Annotated in this window: 16 protein-coding genes and 4 pseudogenes; 13 read left to right on the top strand and 7 right to left on the bottom strand. The window is 54.9% G+C overall.

All coding sequences use genetic code 11. From position 1 onward, the window contains the following. Positions 1-92 precede the first annotated feature (92 nt). Positions 93-461 (top strand): transposase, encoded by a 369-nt coding sequence (locus tag G9465_RS00090; protein ID WP_166966367.1) that lies wholly within the window; start codon positions 93-95, stop codon positions 459-461. A 205-nt stretch (positions 462-666) separates the two neighbouring features. On the opposite strand, the pseudogene G9465_RS25465 reads toward G9465_RS00090, so the two are convergent. After that, positions 667-939, bottom strand: a pseudogene (locus G9465_RS25465) (hypothetical protein); the annotation flags it as partial. A gap of 245 nt (positions 940-1,184) precedes the next feature. Here G9465_RS25465 and G9465_RS00085 point away from each other — a divergent pair. The 6 genes from G9465_RS00085 to G9465_RS25455 all read left to right on the top strand — a co-directional run bounded on the left by G9465_RS00085 (position 1,185) and on the right by G9465_RS25455 (position 7,693). Further along, positions 1,185-2,699, top strand: coding sequence for a hypothetical protein (locus G9465_RS00085; RefSeq protein WP_166966363.1), 1,515 nt, complete (start codon positions 1,185-1,187; stop codon positions 2,697-2,699). A 12-nt stretch (positions 2,700-2,711) separates the two neighbouring features. Continuing rightward, positions 2,712-3,866 (top strand): glycosyltransferase family 1 protein, encoded by a 1,155-nt coding sequence (locus tag G9465_RS00080; protein ID WP_166966360.1) that lies wholly within the window; start codon positions 2,712-2,714, stop codon positions 3,864-3,866. Between the two features lie 107 nt (positions 3,867-3,973). Continuing rightward, complete coding sequence (locus G9465_RS00075; RefSeq protein ID WP_166966357.1) at positions 3,974-5,140, top strand: glycosyltransferase; 1,167 nt, start codon at positions 3,974-3,976, stop codon at positions 5,138-5,140. Between the two features lie 93 nt (positions 5,141-5,233). Continuing rightward, positions 5,234-6,469 carry a glycosyltransferase family 4 protein gene (locus G9465_RS00070; RefSeq protein WP_166966354.1) on the top strand — a complete coding sequence of 412 codons (1,236 nt, stop codon included), beginning with the start codon at positions 5,234-5,236 and terminating at the stop codon, positions 6,467-6,469. Between the two features lie 89 nt (positions 6,470-6,558). After that, the gene (locus G9465_RS25460; protein ID WP_227015647.1) at positions 6,559-7,011 is read left to right on the top strand and encodes a helix-turn-helix domain-containing protein; all 453 of its coding nucleotides are present in this window, start codon (positions 6,559-6,561) and stop codon (positions 7,009-7,011) included. Continuing rightward, positions 6,992-7,693: an IS630 family transposase gene (locus G9465_RS25455; protein WP_227015646.1), complete on the top strand. Its 702-nt coding sequence runs from the start codon at positions 6,992-6,994 to the stop codon at positions 7,691-7,693. The genes G9465_RS25460 and G9465_RS25455 overlap by 20 nt, the downstream gene beginning before the upstream one ends. A 22-nt stretch (positions 7,694-7,715) precedes the next feature. Here G9465_RS25455 and G9465_RS00060 read toward each other — a convergent pair. Together G9465_RS00060 and G9465_RS00055 are read right to left on the bottom strand one after the other, a co-directional pair. Next, positions 7,716-8,380, bottom strand: a pseudogene (locus G9465_RS00060) (IS6 family transposase); the annotation flags it as partial. Positions 8,381-8,775: 395 nt separating this feature from the next. Beyond that, on the bottom strand, positions 8,776-9,789 hold the full coding sequence (locus G9465_RS00055) for a DUF1616 domain-containing protein (RefSeq protein ID WP_166966351.1): 1,014 nt from the start codon (positions 9,787-9,789) through the stop codon (positions 8,776-8,778). 1,200 nt (positions 9,790-10,989) lie between these two features. On the opposite strand from G9465_RS00055, the pseudogene G9465_RS26370 reads away from it, so the two are divergent. Then, positions 10,990-11,793: pseudogene (locus tag G9465_RS26370) on the top strand (IS6 family transposase). 10 nt (positions 11,794-11,803) lie between these two features. Here G9465_RS26370 and G9465_RS00040 read toward each other — a convergent pair. Beyond that, positions 11,804-13,270 carry a hypothetical protein gene (locus tag G9465_RS00040; RefSeq protein ID WP_166966347.1) on the bottom strand — a complete coding sequence of 489 codons (1,467 nt, stop codon included), beginning with the start codon at positions 13,268-13,270 and terminating at the stop codon, positions 11,804-11,806. Between the two features lie 611 nt (positions 13,271-13,881). On the opposite strand from G9465_RS00040, the gene G9465_RS00035 reads away from it, so the two are divergent. Next, positions 13,882-14,958 carry a PAS domain S-box protein gene (locus tag G9465_RS00035; protein WP_166966344.1) on the top strand — a complete coding sequence of 359 codons (1,077 nt, stop codon included), beginning with the start codon at positions 13,882-13,884 and terminating at the stop codon, positions 14,956-14,958. A 95-nt stretch (positions 14,959-15,053) separates the two neighbouring features. On the opposite strand, the gene G9465_RS00030 is transcribed toward G9465_RS00035, so the two are convergent. After that, positions 15,054-15,869, bottom strand: a complete 816-nt coding sequence (locus G9465_RS00030; protein WP_166966341.1) for an IS5 family transposase — start codon at positions 15,867-15,869, stop codon at positions 15,054-15,056. Between the two features lie 101 nt (positions 15,870-15,970). On the opposite strand from G9465_RS00030, the pseudogene G9465_RS25995 reads away from it, so the two are divergent. From G9465_RS25995 to G9465_RS00015, 4 genes and pseudogenes are all read left to right on the top strand, one after another. Beyond that, positions 15,971-16,099 (top strand): annotated as a pseudogene (locus G9465_RS25995) (histidine kinase dimerization/phospho-acceptor domain-containing protein); the annotation flags it as partial. An 87-nt stretch (positions 16,100-16,186) separates the two neighbouring features. Continuing rightward, complete coding sequence (locus G9465_RS00025; RefSeq protein ID WP_255491984.1) at positions 16,187-16,552, top strand: HAMP domain-containing sensor histidine kinase; 366 nt, start codon at positions 16,187-16,189, stop codon at positions 16,550-16,552. 156 nt (positions 16,553-16,708) lie between these two features. Next, positions 16,709-17,128, top strand: coding sequence for a hypothetical protein (locus G9465_RS00020; RefSeq protein WP_166966338.1), 420 nt, complete (start codon positions 16,709-16,711; stop codon positions 17,126-17,128). Positions 17,129-17,322: 194 nt separating this feature from the next. Next, the gene (locus tag G9465_RS00015) at positions 17,323-17,616 is read left to right on the top strand and encodes a hypothetical protein (protein WP_166966335.1); all 294 of its coding nucleotides are present in this window, start codon (positions 17,323-17,325) and stop codon (positions 17,614-17,616) included. 272 nt (positions 17,617-17,888) lie between these two features. Here G9465_RS00015 and G9465_RS00010 read toward each other — a convergent pair whose 3' ends face one another. Then, positions 17,889-19,097, bottom strand: a complete 1,209-nt coding sequence (locus tag G9465_RS00010) for a Cdc6/Cdc18 family protein (protein WP_166966309.1) — start codon at positions 19,095-19,097, stop codon at positions 17,889-17,891. 459 nt (positions 19,098-19,556) lie between these two features. After that, positions 19,557-20,204 (bottom strand): transposase, encoded by a 648-nt coding sequence (locus G9465_RS25450; protein WP_227015645.1) that lies wholly within the window; start codon positions 20,202-20,204, stop codon positions 19,557-19,559. Between the last annotated feature and the right edge of the window lie 595 nt (positions 20,205-20,799).

Here is a 20,799-nt window from a genome sequence, read left to right as displayed (position 1 = left end):
CTAATGAGAAACCACTCGTTCTCGGGTTTTTCGATGCCTCGTGGCCGCAACCGTTCGAGAATTCTCAACGCATGTGATCGTACGACCGCAGCGTGGAAATAGAGAAACCGCAGGTCACAGTGCCATGGAAAACGATCGGCTTCTATGCATTACTCGGCAGAAGTACGCTTACCTTCCGGGAACGAACGACCAAAGAGAGCATCTGCGTGGCGTTAGAGGCGATCCGTGAGCAGAATCCGATCGGGCGGATTCTGCTCATCGCCGACAACGATGGCGGTCATCACGCGAAACTCACCCAACAGTGGGCCGACGAACTCGGCATCGAGTTCGTCTTCGTCCCGCCGTCTTCACCGAACTTCAACGCGATCGAACCGCTCTGGAAGTGCCTCAAACGGAAGATTTCGCCAGAAATCTTGAGGACAAAGAGCATTTCAAACAGTTCGTTACTGACACCTTCCTAGAGCTTTCGAACCGTCTCAGATTCGCAAACAACTGGATTGAGAAGTTCCTCCCAGATGTGCAAAAGTTACGCTAACCACTCTCGTCGTGCGAGCGCGTTCCTGGTTTCGTGAGTTCCGAGAAATCGCTCTGATGTGTGTCATCTACAACACCAAACGACCCGTCAAGTAGTGAATTCGATCGCCTTATGGCGATTCAACACGGCCCGTTAACCACACCTCGCGATGACGAAGCCGCCGGCGGGTCGCTTTGGTCTTCAGCGAGCGTCTTCCTATACCAAACCGCTTGATGGCAACGATCAACATCCAGACAGTCTAAGATAGATTTAACTTCACGAAGCGACAACCCCATCGAATGAACTCGGACCGCGAATGAGCGTACCGGTGTCGGCGTGTGCTCGTTCTCCCAAGCGTCTTCATCGTCGACATCTAACGGCTCTCTAGTAGGTCTGCGAGTCGTATGAGTACTTCTCGCTACAATCTGCTCGTTCTTCACTCTCTCAACTGGACAGTGCCTATGATACAAAATGCGCTGGCAATCTCGATACCGAATAATTTAGATTGAGCCTCCACTGAGACATACCTATCATATTGCAATACCTGATAGCGGGTCAAGAAATGGTTGAATGAAATATGGTGAATAAGAATACAAAGGTTGTGGTCATTATTTCGTTTCTGACAGTAGCGTATCTATCTAGTATTACAGCGACATTCGGACTGAGGGCAATGAGGGATGAAGTCGCTCCTGCGTTGGACATTCATACGTTACTAGATGATGGTAGTATCGCTGGGACTTTAGCGTACGGGAACGGGGGCGCATATCAGACCGCGACGACAGTCGTTCTCCGCCTGTCAGGTGAAAAGTACCTCTTCACAGAGATACTGAGTCCCGTCTTGGGTTCCTTCGCAGTCGTCTTATTCATCATCATCTGCATTACAATCGTTCGCCGGTCGATACAGATAGTCGACTGGTGGGATTCACTCGTTTTTGTTCCGGTGTTCTTCGTGTTTGGTGGGTTCGTACTACGACCGTTGCAGACCTCACATAAATCTTACACATTTATATATATTTTTGTTCTAATTTATGCTGTGAATCGGCTACTACATGATAAAAAACCGGATGGTAGGTTCTATCTTTTGGCCGTTCTCACGATTATCCCACTGTGTCTGACTAATTACATATGGGGGGTGATTTACGGGGGTGTTCTCACTGCACCATTGCTGTTCTCTTCCAAAACTATCAAAAAGTATGGGCACGGTGCCATTGTCCCAGCCGCAGCCTCGGTTTTTGCGATACAGCTCCCCTTGATCAGGCTAGGAATTGGATATTTCCAGCGAACGATAATTAATCCCCTGTTTTATAACGAGGATAATAATGGTTCGTCCACTCCGTCAAGACCCAGAAGCGGCGATGGCAGCCAATCACCGTTGACCGAGACACCGGTTGAATCGACCAAGACGCCGGGTGGACCAACAGACACACCGGTTGAATCGACCAAGACGCCAGGTGGACCAACAGACACACCGAACGAATCCGTAGATACGTTTGTTCGAGTCGAGACGCCCAGAACTGGGACGATTTCATCAGACCAGCTGTCGGCACTTCAGATGATCTCTGAGTGGCCGTCGGTTCCGGGAACGGGTATCTCCGCTTGGTTCGTCTACATCTTCGGAATACTCGTCGTGGCAGGGCTCTCTGCCGTCGCCGCCGTAATCTCCGTACTTAAACTTGCGAGACGAGAACTCGACGCCCTAGGACTCCAATTCCTCATCGTGAGTATTGGACTCGGTGTCGCCGGTCTCGCACTATTCGTCGCAGGCGATTACGCGACCCTGAAGCGTGTCATCGTCGTCCCGGGAATCCTCGGAACGCTCGTTTGGACTGTCTCGTTGGCGTCTGAAACTATCCCCGAACCGCTCGTGTTCCTCAATAGACATAGGAGGGCCCTACTCGCAGGGACTTTCATTGTCCTCCTCCTCTCAGCCGCATTGGCTGTCCCCCGTGTGACACTGGACGGGCGGGGCTCACCATACGACGACTTTGCAGGAGAGTCGCAGGTCACGAAGATTTCCTGGTACGACCGATACGCCAACGAATGTCTTCAGACGCATCAAGAACTCGACTTGGAAGTGAGTGCTCGTCTCACAGGCGAACGGGTGCGGCCAGTTGAGTACGACCCCGGTTCGTCGGTAGTGTACGACAGTGGCGGTCCACGAGTCATCACTTGTTCGCCGTCTTGATTTCCAACCGACTTGAATGCGGAAGGACAGCTATTTGAGCGGACGAGGCACTTTTCGGAAACAATGCGTATAGGGGTAAACGGACGAACGTTCAGTGTTGACGAACCTCGCGGATCCGTTCAGGCAAGTATCGAGTTCGTCCGGGCTCTCGCCGAACGCCCGGAGACCGATGTTGTGGTGTTCGCCCACAAAAGCGCTCGTGAACACTTTCGAGACATCAATGTCGTTGCCCCGTGGAGTGCGCCACGCTCCCAGTCACTGGGTCTGGTCTGGGAACAGTCAGAACTCCCGCGACTCGCGACTCGACAGGATATCGACCTCCTGCTGTGTCCCAACAGCGACGGCCCGGTTCGACGGCTCGATGTTCCTACTATCGTTCGGCTTCACGACGTGTTCGGATACGTTGGCTACGGTCCCCGCCTTTATACCCTTCTCCAACAGTTTCGCGTACCAAGAATGGTCGACGTTGCGGACTTGCTTTTGACTCCCTCACGGTACACTGCGTCGACAATTCGGTCACGACTCGACGCTGACACTCCGACGGAAGTGGTCCACAACGGTCTCGACGAGATGTATCACGACGTTGGCGACGGTCGCCCTGTCGACCTGCCGGAAAATTTCGCGCTCTACGTGGGTGGAAACGAACCACGGAAGAACGTCGCGACGCTCGTTGAGGGCTTTGCCGAGTTCAGGTCAGCCCTATGTATGGACTACGAATTGGTCACTGTTGGGCCCAAAGCACGGTATATTGAGAACAGCAACGGCCAGACCCTCTCCGGTGACGCCGTCAAGGTACTTGGATATCTGACGCCACAGGAACTGCTGTTCGTCTACCAACAGGCCGACGTGTTCCTGTTTCCGTCACTCGAGGAAGGATTCGGACTGCCGCCCTTGGAAGCGATGGCCTGTCGGACACCTGTGATCAGCGCCAACAGACCGGCCATGACTGAATTACTTAATGAGTACGTCGAGTTCGTGGATCCAACCGATCCGAGCGATATCGCACACTGTCTCGCCGAGACGCTGCAGTCGCCGCCGGACGATGACGCACTGGATCGGGCGAGAGAATACGCCACATCTTTCGACTGGGGTCGGGCCGCCGCCGATACCGTCGAAACACTCGAACAGCATTTCGGTTTCGGGGAAGGTCGAGGGAGCGTACGATGACGGCCGAGATTCTCCTCTTCGATATGCACACTACCGGACATCATCTAGAGTATGCAAGCCGGTTGCAGTCGGAACTATCCCAACTACGGCCGGAATTGACTGTCCAGATGCTCGTCCCTCGCGAGGAGGAAGTCCACCAAGAATATTTCGAAGCTGACGAACTCGTCTCACTCGGTGTTGACAGTAGGACCATCGAAGCAAAAGACACGGTGGGTCTCTCTGGCCACTTCAGACGGGCAGTGTCGAACCCCCGTGGGGCTATCGTTCGCGAGGCGTTCGAATACGTGGAGGCCACCGATTGCGACCTTCTGCACCTGCTCCACGCCGACGACGTGCTGAAAGAAGTCCACAGACACGGTCAGGGCTGTCAGACGCCAGTCGTCGGGACTATTAACGGCTCTTACTTCCGCGTACAGGACGATACGCGAACTCGACTGGCAGTTGGTCTGGTAGATTGTGGGATGGAGGATATTGCGCTTGGTGTTCCCGACGTCCTCTCACGCCGAGGTCCGTGGAACCACCTGAATTTGGCACGCTCACTTCGGGATGGGGTCGTCAAGGACTTCTTCGTTGCCTCCAAACTCGGACGCGACGCGATTCGGCGTGTGACTGGACCGACAGTAAACCTTCCGAAGATTCCCGACCCAATCGACTGCTGGTGGGACGACGACCTCGACAAATCCACAGCACGAACGCGACTCAACCTCCCCGAGGAGGAATTCCTACTGATGTTCTTCGGTGAGATGCGGACGGAGAAAGGTGTCGACGTGCTCGTCGATGCGCTCGCGTCTTACTCGGGTCCGCCACTTACTGCGGTCTTCGCTGGACGTCCCGTTGACGTCGATACCGACGAGTTCGGTCGACTTGACGGCAACCCAGCCGTGTCGGTCCGGACGGTCCTAGAGTTCGTCCCCCAGTCTGATGTGAAGGCGTATTTCAAAGCGGCCGATGTCTTCGTCCTACCGTATCGACAGTCGTTCGGCACGTACCGGACAAGTGGAGTGTTCCACAAGGCGTGTGGGTCGCTCCGACCTGTCATTGCTCCGGCTTTCGGAATGTTCGAACACCTCATTGAGGGCTGGCAACTCGGCACGACCTACCGACCCGGGAGTTCAGTGTCTCTGCGCCGCGTTATCGAACGGACTCGAACCAATATTGAGCGTACATACGACCACGAACAAATGCGGGCCTACGCCGAGTCTCAGACCTACGAGGTTCTCGCAGGGGTAACGGCGGAGACGTACGAACGGGTACTAACCGGTGGCGTAACATGAGCACCACCGTCCGCTGTGGATGGACTTGAACTGTTGGGACCGATACAACGTCTTCGAAATGCTATTTATGTGCCCCTACAGATCATTTCATGAATGGACGACGGCGAGACTGAGTATCTACTCGTAACAGAGTACTTTCATCCAGACACTGCTTCGACGGGGCAACTGTTGACAGAGCTCGCTGTCGGGCTTGAGGACCGAGGCCTCGATATGACCGTCTATACCGGTCAGCCGAACTACCACAGTGGCGAGAACGAGATGCAACCACTCGAATCTGTCCACGAAGGTGTTCTCGTTAAGCGAATTCGTGCCCCACAGCTCCGACAATCGTCACTCGCTCGCCGATTGTTCAACTGGGTCGTATTCTCCTTGTGGATGTTCGTCACGCTCCTTCTCAGTCGAACGCATAGACCTCGAGAACTGGTCTTTGTTTCGAACCCTCCGTTCCTCCCGATAGTTCTCTGGCCTGTCTGCTGGATTCGTGGTTGGGAGTTCACGTACATCGTCCACGACCTCTATCCAGACCAACCGGTTGAACTCGGCTACATCAGACGCGGTGGCGTCATTGACGTCGTTTGGTCTGAACTCCATCGGCATGTGTTCCACGCGGCCGACCACGTCGTCGCACTTGGTCCAGTAATGAAAGAGCAAATCGTTCGGAATGCGAACCCTGGTTTCAAACCCTCAAAAGTGGAAATAATACACAACTGGGAAGACGAGGAGTTCATCGAACCTGTGGAGAAAGAGAACAACCCATTTAGTGAGAAGCACGATTTGATAGACCCATTTACAGTAATCTATTCGGGCAACATTGGAGAATTCCACGATCTTGAAACTATTGTCAAAGCTGCGAAAAGGTTAGAAGACGATAGTTTTAGGCTATTGATAATTGGTGAAGGAGATAACAAGCCAACAATCGTGTCGCTCGCGGAACAGCTCGATATCGCAGGCGATACAGTCAGGTTCCTCCCGTATCAACCTCACGAAGACTTGCCATATAGCCTCACAAGTGGAGATGTCTCACTGGTGACAATTCAACAAGGGTTTGAGGGAGTCTGTGTTTCGAGCAAGCTATATACTGCACTGGCTGCGGGCCTCCCTGTCCTTTGCATCGCTCAACCTACTAACGACGAAGCGAAAATCATATCACAGGCTGACGCCGGTCTTACAGTCCCTCAGGGAGATGTCGATGGAGTTGTCTCCGCTATTGAGAGGTGGATTGAGAACCCGGACCTAGTATCGTCCCACGGAAAGAATGCGCGACAAACCTTTGAAGCGAGGTTCACAAAGAGACATTCTGTCGATAAATACTATCGCTTACTCTCCTGAGAGACGGCACTGTCTAGTTCTGAACCTCCTCAGTACCTTCCCAAGCGTGGACAGTCTAGTATATCTCCTCTGAGCACGTCTCTACAGGAATGAGCAGGAAGAAGCACGTCGTCGATCTCTCGGACGAGGAGCGGAGTCAGCTCAAAGAATTCGCTTCGAAAGGTGAGCACAGAGCCGAAGCCATCACCCGTGCCAAGATTCTCCTGAAGGCCGACGAGGGGCTCACAGATTCAACGATCTGTGAGCACCTCGATTGCTCAATCGCCACGCCCTACCGGACACGGAAAGCGTACGCTGAGCGAGGGCTTGCGGCGATCCACCGCCGCAAGCCCGATCGGGACTACGAGCCGAAACTCGACGGGCGGGGTGAAGCCCACCTCGTCGCACTCGCCTGTTCAGAGCCGCCCGACGGACGCTCTCGCTGGACGTATGCGCTTCTTGCTGACCGCCTTGTGACTCTCGAGGAGATCGAGTTCGACTCGATCTCCGAGGAAACCGTCCGACAGCGGCTAAAAAAACGACTTGAAGCCTCATCGCTCTGAATACTGGCTCATTCCACCCAAAGAGAACGCTGAGTTCGTCTATCGGATGGAAACGCTTCTCTCGCTGTACCAAGAGCCGTATGACGAAACCTGTCCAATCATTTGCTTCGACGAATCCAGCAAGGCGTTGCGAAAGCACGTTCGCGACCCGCTCCCGGCGCGACCGGGAGCGGTCGATCGTACCGATCATCACTACGAGCGTAATGGCAAACGCATGCTCCATCTGGCGACGGAACCGCTCACTGGCTGGTGTCACATCGATGTGAGTCAGCGGCGCCGCACCTGCGAGTGGATCAACTGCATGCAAGCGATTGCTGATGACTACTACCCGGATGCGGGCCGCATCCGGGTAGTGCTGGACAACCTCAGCACCCACAATCCAGCTGCCTTCTCTCGGTTCTTTCCACCGGAGAAGGCACGCGAGTATCTTGATCGGTTTGAGTTCTACTACACGCCCACACACGGGAGTTGGCTGAACATGGCTGAACTCGTCTGGAGCACGCTCCAGACACAGTGTCTCAACCGACGCATCCCCGACGCAGCGACCCTCCGGTCGGAGGTCGCTGCGTGGGAAAGAGCGCGGAACGAGATGGATGTCACCGTCAACTGGCAATTCACGAACGAGGACGCACGAACGAAGCTTCACCGCCTTTATCCGTCCATCGAGGAGGTAGAGTACTAGTCACTCGACGCTTGGGAAGGTACTCAGCCGGCGCTCGTCTGTCGAGTGCTTGGTTCGGTCGTTCGTGGTTGTAGTGGTGTCTGAAGCGTCGTAGCCACTGTTTCGCGCTGGATTGACTGCCCCTCCAGAAGGAGTGGAAGCGGTCGATTCGCCTGGTCACAGTCTGGAACCATTTTTCGATGTGGTTCCGGGTTCGGTAGTTGAGCCGACCGCTCAGTTCATGGCGAGCAAGGGCAGTCAGATAGCCGCCAGCATCGACGAGAAACTCTGTATCGGCGACATCGTGTTTCTCGGTGAGCCGGTGCAGGAACGCCGCCGCGGGGTCAGTCCCGCGGCGGCTGAACACGTCAACTTCGAGCAGCAACTTTGATTCGGTGTCGACAGCGGCGTACAACCACTTCTTTTCTCCGTCAACCTGGATTTGTTTCTCGTCGACCGCGACCCGCGACGGCTCCGCCGTCGGCGGGTCGTTCTGGGCTTCAGACAACGTATGAACCCAATTCCAGATCGCACCGTGCGAGCGTTGGACACCCAGGAATTCTAAGATTGCGACCGTCTCCCAGATCGACAGCCCTGCCGTGTGGAGACACACCCCAAATCGCCGGACGGGTGTCGGGGTGCGCTCGTTCACCAAACGTCTTGGCTGTCCACTTCTAACGTCTCGTTGAGCAGGTCTGCGAGTTGCATGGACACTTCTCGCTACGACCTCCTCGCTTCTCAAACTCGCTCAACTAAACAGTGCCACCAAGTGCTATTATATAAAATCCGAGTGGTGGATAGCCGAATGGAATTTCCCCCCTAGTGTAGTGAGTAATGACGGGTGGGAGGGCGTAGTTGTTCTGTTGAATCAGGCGGGATGCATGAAGATAGAGGCCGGGCGTGTACGGTCCATCTGCCAGCGCGTACAATACACAAAGAAGTCCAGACAGAGAGATCAGTGATAGGACTACAGGAGCGTCATCTTTGTCGAACTCGCCTAATTACCCGCGACAGGTTCAATGTAATCATTGATATGGTTTCAGAGCTGTAATCCCGTGCTCGGTCTCACTTCTTTCGTTTGTACCGACTGTGTCGTACAATGGTTATTTAACTGATATCCAAAGATGCGTCTCGCGGTATGCTGTTCTAGACCCGTCGACCGATTGGGTGTCTCGGAATAGCCGGAACTGCAGGCGAAGTCGTTCGCCGGTCAGGTCCCTCGGAGTCACCGTCCGCGTGACGTGACTCGTCTCGTTGGCATCAATTTCCCATGTGAACTCGGCGAGTTCGACCTGTTCCATAACGGCCGTCTCGTTGCCATTGATGCGTACGCGCTGGAGTTCGGTGACGACGGTATAGGTCATTGACTGTCCCTCTTGATTAGTAAGGCCTATGACAAGTGGGTACTGCTCGCCCGTCGTCAGGTTAGTCGGATAGTCACCGGCGTATAGCTCACCCGATTCGTTCTCGGTGAGGAGGTAGAACTCAGTGAACTCCTCTTCAGGGCCAGCGTCCGTGGCGGCGTAGGCGACGCTCCCGGCCGCCAGTGCGATGCTCAGGACGAGCAAGACGTTCAGCACCAGATCCACCCGGTCGACGGGGTTCTGCAGGTCTGCCCATGTGTGTGCGAGCCACCGTCGGGGCTGGGGGTCGAACCGCTGGTCGGGTGGCAAGCGAGTTCGACGGGCCGTGGCTAACCCGAGCAGTGGACCGGTTACAAGTGTCAGACCGATCAGAATTGGGACTAGCCGAAGCCCCCATGGAGTGAAGTTCAGAATCAGACCGACCAGCGGGACGATTGCGATGGAGGCACCAAAGGAGAGGACAATTCGTTCGAGTGTGTCAATCCCGGTGTCACCGTCACTGTTGGTCGCTGATGTCTCCGTCTTCGGTATCACTACGTCTCCTCTTTCGGGGAATAAGACGGCAATGAGCCCGTAGCCAGGAATGAAGAGCGAAAACACGAGCGTGACCCCGATACGAACAGGAGTCTCACTGGCAATCGGCAGTAGCGTCACGAGCCAAAGCAGGGTGAGCGCCCCAAGACCGAGTTGTACGTCAACCGGTACGGAAAACCCCTGTAGTATTGCGTCTCTATCACCTCGCTGGTCAGTCATCTATCGAACCTCCCATATCGTAGGAAAAGCCAATCGGAACTCATGATTCGAAGTATCTGGAATGCCATTCAATTCGAATCACTGTGGACTGGCTCGGATCCGCATTTCACACAAACATAGGTTCCTTCTACCGTCTTGGAAACTGGCGCGTTACAGGAGATACACTTGATTTGAGCGGACCGAACGTTTTTCGGGTAGCTGCTCATTAACTACATCTCTTGGCTGGTTTGTAAAATCAGTTTCTATGTCGGGTATATGATATTACCCTCTTCCAAGCGGAAGTAGATGTAGCAATTCATATCTCACTGTATCTCGACCGTTCATCAATGGGATCCCCATGTGTATATTTTACCTCATCATATTGGAAAGAAGTGCTACTACTTACTGGACAGTGAAACTGTGGCCCGGAGTAGTATCGTCGTTGGTTTGGTTGCCTCGTTACTGTATATCATCATGGCGGCCAGACTCCCACCACGACGAACGCACCTATTGGGACAGCCGGATGTGTATATTTGGGGCGGTGATCGGTGTGACGATTGCTATTGTATGTGGTGCCGTTGTGACGTGGCTTGCTCTAAAATTTGCACCGTGCTAATACTTATTTGATGACGATTTGATATATCACTCGAAAACCACGGACTTTGGTGAAATACGTGGTTTAGCAGCAATACTACTGCCGTCTCTGACACTTTATCTCTACTAGTTTTGGGCACTACCGTGTTATCTCTTAATTATAGGCTGTCTACTATTAGACTCCGCGTCATCTCTTGTCGTTACTCGCATGCTCCTAGAACAAGCCATCTCCATTTTTGTACCATCTCATGCTCGCGATCAGTCGCTTCCTGCTGGGCACTTCTGAACTATCAGCCCGGCTTCCATCGTTTGTCGCTGGGCTGGCGGTCCCAGTGCTGGCGTATCTTTTCGGTCATAAAATAGGGGGCTGGAATCTCGACGGGGTACTGGTAGTAGCCATGATGATTTTCGTCCACTCATAGATTCCGCAGGTGTACTCCCAGCTCGCTGCGGCGAGGATTGGAATCGGATCTTTCACTGTAGTGGCCGCTCTCGCGATTCGAGTTCTGACCGACGGTGACGCTGGGCATCACTGCAACTCTTCAACCTGCACATCGAGAGGCTGGTTAACGGCACTGTTTAGTTGAGCGAGTTTGAGAAGCGAGCAGGTCGTAGCGAGAAGTGCTCATGCAACTCGCAGATCTGCTCAACGAGACGTTAGAAGTGGACAGCCAAGACGTTTGGTGAACGAGCGCACCCCGACACCCGTCCGGCGATTTGGGGTGTGTCTCCACACGGCAGGGCTGTCGATCTGGGAGACGGTCGCAATCTTAGAATTCCTGGGTGTCCAACGCTCGCACGGTGCGGTCTGGCAGTGGCCCCATCGGCTGGCCGACAGCGACTCGGACCCGGCGACGGCGAGAGTGATCTGCACTTGCTTTGCACTTCTTGAAAACAGCAAGTGATCAGTGGTACTGTCATTTGCTGGTTTTGCCGGTCTGGACATCCGTATAGCGAATCGTATGCTCAAACGCTATGCAGACCACTCAAGCCGTCGCGGGTCGCTGTCGACGAGACTGCTGTCCAAATCGGAACCGAGTGGTACTGGCTATACGCTGCAGTCGATCTTGATTCGTTGTATCTGCTGGCTATCGCGGTAATCAGCCGTCACGGCACCGATCCAGCTGCGGCGTTTCTCCATGGGCTCACCGAGAAATACGATGTCTCGGAGACGGAGTTCTTGGTCGATGCCTACGGATATCGGACTGTCATCTCTCGATTAGGATTGAGCGGTCGGGTCGAATACAGTGACCGAAATCACATCGAAAAATGGTTTCACACCCTCAAACAGCGCACCGACCGCTTCCAGACGTGTTGGATGGGCAGTCGGCCGGCCGTCACCGAGTGGTGCCAGCAGTTTAACGCTATTACAATCAGCAGCGACCGAACCAAGCGCTCAACGGCAAAACGCCGGCAGAGGTGCTGAACTAGACAATGCCGATTACAGGATACCATCACGGTTCCAATACAACACCGTGCTGGATTTCTGTGGTTGCATTAAGTAGCGGTTGTTTATTAGATCGACAGCAGCCATCCCGGGTGAAAGATCCGAGGTAGTCGCGTCGTCGATACGGTAGGGGTTATTTGGCCAAAAAAGGCGTTGGTCCTCGTTTGCGATGGTGACTTCACCCGGTCGGAGGTTTCCACCCAAGACCGTGTCGTTGTGGGAGTTGTTGTTCCCACCCAACACGACCGGCATCATCGTGTTCTCGAACGAGGCGTAGGTCGCAAAGTTCGTGTTCCCAGCACTGTCCTCTTGAGCGAGAATTCCGGTTTCGTGGTCGTTGATGAGCCCGTGTACTTGCAACTGCCCAGTTGACCCAGCCTGCACTTCGAGGGCGACGGTCCCAGAGGCACCTCTCCCCTCACAGTTTCCGAATTGAATGAAGCCGCCGCCCGTGCCACCGTACAGTATCCCCAACGGATTGTCTGCATTGTTGATTATTTCGGTGCCAAGCATAGTCGGCTTCTCAGAGAATTGTACCATGTAATTGCTACTACCACCGCCTCGAATAAGCCCACCGTAGATACGAGGTTGAGCGGCAAAATTCGCCCTACCATGGTTCTCGAACAGCGTTGTGGAGATCCATTCATTTCCGAACGGCGCAGTCGGATTCCCTCCGATAGTGTCGAATGGCGCGGCGTCGAAGTTGGATATGTAGCACTGCCGCCATCGGTTCGCACGGATGACGGGCGAGTTTGTCGTCTCCCAGCGGAATGGCGAAGCGGTTGACTCGAGATTTGTTTCCGGACGAATTCGTAAGCCGGCAAATTCCACACCTTCAACACGCGTGCTGCCGTCCGAGATATCGAAAACCGCTCCACTTGACCCATCTGGGACAACTAACTCTGCGGCGCGGTTCTCGTCTCGGATGTCCTCATTGAACCACTGGCCGTAGCCTTTCGCTGCGATAGAGCGGTTACTGTAAGTAATTGTATGAGGGAACTGGCTACTGTCCAGCATGTAGATTCCGGGTTCGATAATGTGAACAGTTCCGGCTTCGTTGTCGGGTGGTTCGTTGGCTATAGCATCTGCGATATCGGTATACGTACCGTCCTCAACGAGGCGCGTCAGATTTACCTCGTTGTTGTTTTGTTCGCCTGCACAGATCGATTTCACGGTTAAGTCGATCCGCTCTTTATTATGTGTGTCCCCTGACTCTGCGGTCACATAATCACCAGTCGTCTCGAAATATTCCGGCTGAGTACAGAACTGTCCAGCTTGATCGCTTCCGGCAGCTGCACTGCTGTTGGTAGCTGATAAACCAACAGCGCCAGCCGCAGCTCCGAGCCCCATTTTTATAATATCACGACGATTGGGAAGCATTCGCTGGAGTGTCTGGCGTATTTCCTCATTTTCCTCTTCCAACTCCTTAACCCGTTGATTAATGTCGTCCTCTGTACTCATCAAACCATCCCCGACGATTGATCATTTATAATAGTGGGGGGTCGAAATCGTCTCATAAGCGTTTGCCATGCTTTCATGTAATCCTCCTATTGGCGTGAATTGTGAGCTCACTATCCGTGGTGGACGCCAGACCTAGCAATCACTGGAATATTGTAATGAATCATGTAACTCAGAGCAGGGATTGGATTTCGCTAAGGGTATGTTTCGTGTGCTCTCATTTCTGTAAGTGTCAGGTGAGTAGCTAACAACGGTATTGGACCTTATTTTTCTACAGTCGTTAGAGCACGCGAAGCAAACGAAAACAGGATTCAAACGGCTGTGTTGAACCACTAGACGGCGTCGGGATAGGTCGCTAAATCAAAGGAGTTGAAGCGGGAGGATTTGGTTGTCCATGACGTAAATCTCCCGCTTCACTGGCGAGATTGTGAAGCGGCAGCTGAACGGGTCAAGCAGTTTTTCGAGACACCGGAGCGGTTCATTGACACAACGACCGAGGCCGTCAGTAACGGAATGTCGATTCATCGCGAGGAGTTCAGACTCGTTGACGGACGTGTCCTGGAGCGAAGCGCGATACCGGTCGACCTCGAGGCGGGGAGACCGGACATCTCTGGGTGTACCACGATTTCACCAAGCGGGCATGGTACGAACAGCAACCCAACGCGCTCCACGAGACGACGCGGAAGCTCATGGCGGCGACCTCACACGAGACGATCGCATCGCTCGGCAGTGAGGCGGCAAGCGAGATCCTCGATCTACCGCTGAATGGCATCCATCTCTATGACGATGCCACGCACGAACTCGCCCCGGTCGCCGTCTCGGGGACGACACGTGACATCGTCGGTGAGCCCCCGTCAATCCCGGCGGGCGAGGGGATTGCTTGGGAGGTATTCGATACCGGTGAGACACGAATCTATGACGACGTACGTACTGCTGACGCCGTTTTCAACCCCGATACGCCGATTCGAAGTGAACTGTACCTGCCGCTGGGCTCCCACGGGGTGTTCCTGCTGGGATCGACGACAGCCGCTGATTTCGATGACACCGATGTCGCGCTCGCAAACGTCCTGGCTGCCAACATCGAGGCCGCGCTCGATCGGGCTGCTCGCGAGCAGGAACTCCGTGACCGGGAGGCCCAACTCGGGCACGAGCGCGACCGGTTCGCCACGCTCTTCGAGTACATCCCGGACCCGGCGGTGATCGTTGCACTCCGCGACGGCGAGCCAATCACACGCGCAGTCAATCAGGCGTTTGAAGCGGTGTTCGGGTATTCTGAACAGGACGTACTGGGGACCTCGCTGAACGAGTTGATCGTCCCCACGGAGGCGATGGCTGATGCGGAGGCAATTGATGAGCGGGCGCTCGCTGGCGAGCAGCTTGTCCAGGAAGTGCGTCGCCAGACGGCTGATGGCGACGTGCGTGATTTCTTGTTCCGAAACGTACCAATTGAGGCGGATACGGCCCAGGCATATGGCATCTATACGGATATCACCGACAGAAAACGACGTGAACGGGACCTTCGTCGGAAAAACGAGCAGCTCGAAGAGTTCGCGAACATCATTTCACACGACCTTGCCTTGTTGAACGCAAGACAGCGTCGGGATAGGGTCAATTTTCCCCAGTCTCACAGCGTCAGAGACGAGTTTTTGAATTCAGAAGATGCAGTAGCGGCCACTCACGGTGTCTGCTGAAGGGTCAAAACTATGGTATCTTGCTCCGTTGGTTCGGTGACGACGGCGATGCCTCTCCCGGATACGTCCGGAGAAAGGGAGCAGGCGGCGAGCCCTTAACTCGCCGCCTGCGTCAGGTTATGGATGATGCACTTCCGTGTCAGCTCCCGGAACTGGCCGTGCCACGTCCGGGAGCGGAGCTTCTCGCCGTCGTCTTCCTTCAACTGCGAGAAGCCGGTTTCACTCATCCAGCGCTGGTTGTAGTCCTGGTTCATTCGGGCGTTGTGGGCCTTTTGCAACGGTGTTTGCTCTCTGTGCTTGATCAACGGTCGCGTTGAGTTGGAGCGACACTCCTCACGGAGGTCGCTCCACGAGTAGTTCGCGTCAGCAGACAGTACACGCAGGTCTTCCGCGTTCCGGCGGAAGACCTGCATCCCGATGTGGCCGTCCCACGCCTTCTGCGTCGTGTAGTGAACGTCCTTGATCGCTAGCGAGTTCACGTCGATCAAGATCGTTGTCTTCATCGACTGGAATGAGTAATTCGCGCGGTCGCGGTAGTGGTAGCTGGTTTGATCGCGCTGGAAGCCGCTCGCGTCAATCGCGGCTTCGCCACTCCAGCCCGCCTGCTCCGCGCTTCGGCGGAGCAGGCGGCGGAGTTCACGCATCCGGTACTCTTGTTCCCACCGGCACAGCGAGCTGTAGTGCGGTGCCTCGTTGAGGCCGAACACGGCGAGAATACCGGGCATCTCGTTGAGGTAGTCTTCAGTCTCACGGAGACTCTTCTCCAGTTCGACACGGTACAGAATCAACGCGATCTGTACCCACTCGGCGTACCCGTCCGCGCCATCCGGCGCGGCGGGTACGTCCGGATCGTCTACGTGTTGTTTGGCAAGGTTCCGACACATCCGTGCGAGCCGTCTGAGCGATGCCATATCGCCAGACGGCGTCCATTTCCCGGTTAGCTTGACGGAATCTTCCCGTAGGTGCGTCTGAGACTGCCGTTAATCAGCGGCAAAACAAGGCACACGACCTTCGAAACCCGCTCACTGTCGCCAGCGGCCGGCTGGAACTACTCGACACGGATGAACATGCCGAACATATCGACACGATTCGGGAAGCACATGACCGAATGGCCACACTCATAGATGATATCCTGACACTGGCACGGCAGGGTCAAGCCGTCGGTGAGACGACGCCGACGCCAGTCCAGCGACCAGCCACCCAGGCCTGGGAACAGGTCAATACTGGGGTGGCAACGGTTGACGTCGATCTCGACACGGTGATCGAGGCCGATGAAAGTCGGCTCCAGCAGTTGTTCGAGAACCTCTTCCGGAACGCGATCGAACACGGCGGCGAGGCCGTGACAGTTCATGTCGGGGCCCTCGAAGACGGCACCGGCTTCTACGTGGCGGATGACGGCCCTGGCATTCCCTCCGAAAAGCGTGACCAGATTTTCGATCATGGCTACTCGACCGTCGCTGACGGGACCGGTTTCGGGCTCACGATCGTCCAACCGATCGTGCAAGCTCACGGCTGGGAACTTGCAGTCACTGAGTCCGCCGAGGGTGGCGCACGTTTTGAGATTTACGCTGATTCGGCGGCCAGCAAGCCCTAGCTACTTCGATGTGGAAATCTCGCCGAATTACCCGGTGTTGCTTGACTCCTTGTTTCACCATATGACTTTTTTCACCCGGCGTTGTAGGTGTACTATGCGGATATCCGAGCCTGTAGCGGACCTCAGAACAATACTCGGCGTACGAAGGTATCAGCCATGACGCAACATGGTGACGAGTTGGTTGATTTCCTCCTCGAAGAGACTGGTGACACACTGTACGTCGTGGTTGAGTACGACGCCGATGAGTGGCGATTTCTGTACGTTCGAGACGCGGTTCGCGAACGGATTGAAGGCTGGAAAATACACACAGATGAGATCATCGATGATTTCCGCCGCGAGGCGCACAGAAACACTGATCGAGAACAGTTGTTCGACGTCGGGTCGTTTTACTGCTCGCTGCATCTCTTCGATGAGCTACTGCTCGTCCACTTCAGCCAACCTGACGAGCAGGGAATTATTTTCGGATATGACCCGGCCGCAGCATCTCATCTCACAACCTTCGTCAAGCTGTGTTTGCCACACCTCCGCGAGCAGGTACTGGCTGATGTCGGCGGTCAACCCTCCTGGCAGAACTAACCAACACTACGGGAGTATATCCGCCATTGTTGGTTAGCTGCGCCGGCCACACTAGTTGCTGACCTGACGCCTTGCTCAGCCCCGTCTCCCGTATTCACCCTCTGTGACAGGTCGACAAACGGAGCTGCAGTTCGGATCGAGACGATCCCTGCCACGGGCAAACACTAACACTCCGACGGGTGCTTGACAGCGGTATGGGAAGACTGACTGCACTGGTGATGGGCACGCTCGTCACCGTGCTCGTGTTCCTCGCCCTTGCACAGCCGCTGTTGCTGGAGGTGCTCGGCCCGCAGGCACTTCTCGCCACCTACGCGGGGGCAGCAGTTGCGGCCGGCGCCACTGCATATGTACTCGTACGCCGTGCAAGTGCCGCACTTACGAGTCGTCGCGACAGCGTGTCCGAGAGTGCGAACGACGACAAGTCCCCAGAGTCGAGCGTGGACGACGACCTCGTTGAGCGCGAACTCCAGCAACTCGGCGAAAAATGACCTGTCCGACTGCAAAACAGCGACTCCACTTTCTGGCACAGAGACAGGTCACTGCTTTCGGATAGACACACCTCACGCCGAGTGAAGAAGTCCTCATGAATGTCGGTAGATGGTCTGGAGACGTCAAATACAGATCGAGAGGGAGGGGTAGATTTCGTATCTTGCACCTATGGGACACACAGCCCTCAGAGACAGTCTCACACTCCTGGTTGAAAATCTCGATATACAAACCACCCCCACACCCCACAACGAGTGAAAATTGTCCGAGTCAATCAGCTAATCCCCGATGTATCCAGTGCTTCGACGACGATCTTCGGGTCCCGCAAAAGACGGTGTTCAAGATAACTGCCTTCACTTTGGCCGCCACCGGTGTGATTCGACTCTGTCACTCCGAGGAACGACTGCTCTTTGAGGAGCCGATAGACTCGGTCTTCAGAGAGTGGATCAGATCCCTCCTGTTCTGCAAGCGTTGTGTATAGATTGTATATCCGGTGGGTACGGAACGCCTCCTGTTCTGGATTATCCGCGGTTAGCAACGCCAGAGCATGAAGGATATATTTTACGTGCGGTGTCGTCCCGCTCACCAGTTTCTCGAATCGGTTCACTTCTGCTTGTTTCACCGCGTCGTCGACGTGAGCTACTGTGACCGTTTCCGTCCCTTGCTTCTCTGCAAGACGTCCAGCCTCGTACAGGGTATCGATCGCTTTCCGTGCGTCGCCGTGTTCCTTCGCCGAAAGAGCTGCCACCTTCGGAATGACATCTGTTTCGAGAACGTCGTCTTCGAAGGCATCCGTCCGATTTTCGAGAATCGCACGGAGTTGGCTTGCGTCGTATGGGTCGAACACTATCTCGTTGTCTTGCAAGCTGGAGTCGATACGCTCGTTCAGTCGTTCCCTGTACTCTATCTTGTTACTGATACAGATCGCACCGACGTGTGTCTCTGACTTCCCACTTTCACGCGCTCGAGAGAGGCTTCGGAGCAGTTCGTCGTCGTCGAGTTTATCGATCTCGTCGAGAATGACGACGAGTGAGTCAACGGCAAACTCCCCGAGAAGATCCCACGTGATATCTCGATAGTCCGAAGCAGCAATTCCGACCCGTGGGATATCCACGTCGGCGTTGAGATTAGTCGCGAGCTGCCGTGCCATTTCCCGGCTGGCTTTTGTTTCGGTCTGGTAGTCTGAACAGTCGACGTATGCATGCTGGAACACGACGTCGTTCGTCTCGGCCTCTCCGTGAGCCTTCCGAGCCACACACCTCGACACAAGTGATTTTCCCGTTCCCGTTTTCCCGTAGATGATCGTGGTTTCGGGTGGACCACCGATTGTTGCTGGTCCGAGTGCTTGTCCGATTGCATTCACCTCACTGTCTCTGCCGACAACACGGTCTAACTCGGGCACGTGGCCAACGCGGAGCAGTTCTCGATTGGCAAATACGCCCCCTGTTTTGAAGATATTGTCCGTCTGTTCTGGCTCGGACATCGGATACTCTAACGGACACAGAGCTGTGGTATAAACCTATCTACCTAGTAACGAGTGAAAACCGTATAATGGCTCAAAATCTATTTTTAGACGACTTTCAAAGATATTCATATACTCCATTTATCGCAGACACACACCACGTACCGAGTGAAGTTCCGTAATCTGTTATTTGGTCTGACCGGCTAGACACTCTTTCCTCGAAGCCATCTTCGCAACCAGTAATTTCATAATGACTGCAAGGCGGAAACCCGCGCCTTTACAGTAGTTGCCGATTCAAACTACAGAGTGTTCGCTGAGGTACGACGAGATTACTGAAATCTGGCTTGAGCCGGTTGCTCGAGCGGTGATTCGAGTAGGCGGTGATAGGCGAGACGTGAAATTCACGGCAATCGTCAGTCTCGCCAGTACGGAGGGGCGTGCTGACCCGGGCGCAGCCCGGGTCTGCCGCCCCGACGAGGCTTATCCGTACGTCACTGGCCCGAGGAAGTACCGAAACGTCGCCGTTGAGACTGCTGGTCGCGTTTTCACCCGACGTTGCTCCGAAAGCAGCAGACACACTACGATCCAAAGATTGTACAGCGCCACAGCGAACAGAAAGTAGAACAACCGCACCGCAAACACCGGCGACGTCGTACGGGGTAGAAACTCACCGATCTTCCGATATGAGGTCTCTATCCCCCACCGACGCCGATATGCTTGCGCGAGCGGTACTGCTTCATCCACCGCTCGTGCCCGGTTCGTAATCAGACACAGAGAGTCGTCGTCCCGCGAGTGGTGCGGGACGACGACGAGCGTCACCGGCACACGCATCGTTGGTGACTGCTTTCTGACCAGCTCGTAGTCGGTGACGAATTTCTCTTCATCGTGTTCGGCAAGAACGCGCTTGATCCCCGGCGTTTTGGGTGCGCGCATAACGAACTCCACACCGAGATCGGTGAGTTCACCGACTAATTCTACCCGATACAATCCACGATCACAGTAGATGCGGGTGATCGAGACGGCCTGACGCGCCGTCTCGATCACCGCACGGATCGCCTCAATCAGGGACGGTGTGTCGGTCCGGGCAACGTGCTCGGACGCGAGCGTGAACCGTGCCGCAGGTGACACAATGCATAGTGTCACGAAGACGTAGGCGAGATCAGTCCCTCGGTCAGGATTGATTCGTGACACCATGGGTGTCTGCTTTGAGCCGTAATAGAGTCACTCGTGGAGGTCTAACGCAACCTCTGCGGTGTTCGGAAAGCGACGAGCTTTGCGTGTCTGGGTGATGAACTGGTCGCGGACGCCATCGAACTGAGCGTCGATGGCGTCCGCGTTTATCCGACCGAGATTGTACAGAAGTGACTTCGCCAGCGGACTCCGGTCTTCGAGGTCGAGATCGTCACCTCTGGCTAGTTGGAGATGTCTGGCACTAGTGTAGCTCCAAGCGTGGATCTACTAGTTCAAACCGGTAGACGAGGGTGGCCCACCACTCGTAAGACGAAGCTTGAAGCTACACTAGTGTTGGTAAACTCCCGTTCGAAGGCACTCCGAGTGAGGACTCTGGCGAAGTCCTCACTCGGATAGGTGCCATTGATCTTCGCTCCGAGGTCTAAGGAGGGATAGAGAAGCGATCCTGCGGCACGGCAGACCTGCCGTGCCTCGGCGGTAGCGACCATACCCTCGTACGGTGTCACCGAAGAAATCTGACTCTCAACTACTT

This window comes from Haloarcula sp. JP-L23, from assembly GCF_011602445.1.
Lineage (GTDB): Archaea > Halobacteriota > Halobacteria > Halobacteriales > Haloarculaceae > Haloarcula > Haloarcula pellucida.
Note: the sequence above shows the minus strand (reverse complement) of the source record. Positions and strands in the feature narration are given on the sequence as shown.

Coding starts and splice junctions, on each gene's coding strand:
- G9465_RS25460 (WP_227015647.1), top strand. CDS start 6,559: ATGAGCAGGAAGAAGCACGTCGTCGATCTCTCGGACGAGGAGCGGAGT.
- G9465_RS00040 (WP_166966347.1), bottom strand. CDS start 13,270: ATGAGTACAGAGGACGACATTAATCAACGGGTTAAGGAGTTGGAAGAG.
- G9465_RS00020 (WP_166966338.1), top strand. CDS start 16,709: ATGACGCAACATGGTGACGAGTTGGTTGATTTCCTCCTCGAAGAGACT.
- G9465_RS00030 (WP_166966341.1), bottom strand. CDS start 15,869: ATGGCATCGCTCAGACGGCTCGCACGGATGTGTCGGAACCTTGCCAAA.
- G9465_RS00010 (WP_166966309.1), bottom strand. CDS start 19,097: ATGTCCGAGCCAGAACAGACGGACAATATCTTCAAAACAGGGGGCGTA.
- G9465_RS00085 (WP_166966363.1), top strand. CDS start 1,185: ATGAGGGATGAAGTCGCTCCTGCGTTGGACATTCATACGTTACTAGAT.
- G9465_RS00070 (WP_166966354.1), top strand. CDS start 5,234: ATGGACGACGGCGAGACTGAGTATCTACTCGTAACAGAGTACTTTCAT.
- G9465_RS00055 (WP_166966351.1), bottom strand. CDS start 9,789: ATGACTGACCAGCGAGGTGATAGAGACGCAATACTACAGGGGTTTTCC.
- G9465_RS00015 (WP_166966335.1), top strand. CDS start 17,323: ATGGGAAGACTGACTGCACTGGTGATGGGCACGCTCGTCACCGTGCTC.
- G9465_RS00075 (WP_166966357.1), top strand. CDS start 3,974: ATGCTCGTCCCTCGCGAGGAGGAAGTCCACCAAGAATATTTCGAAGCT.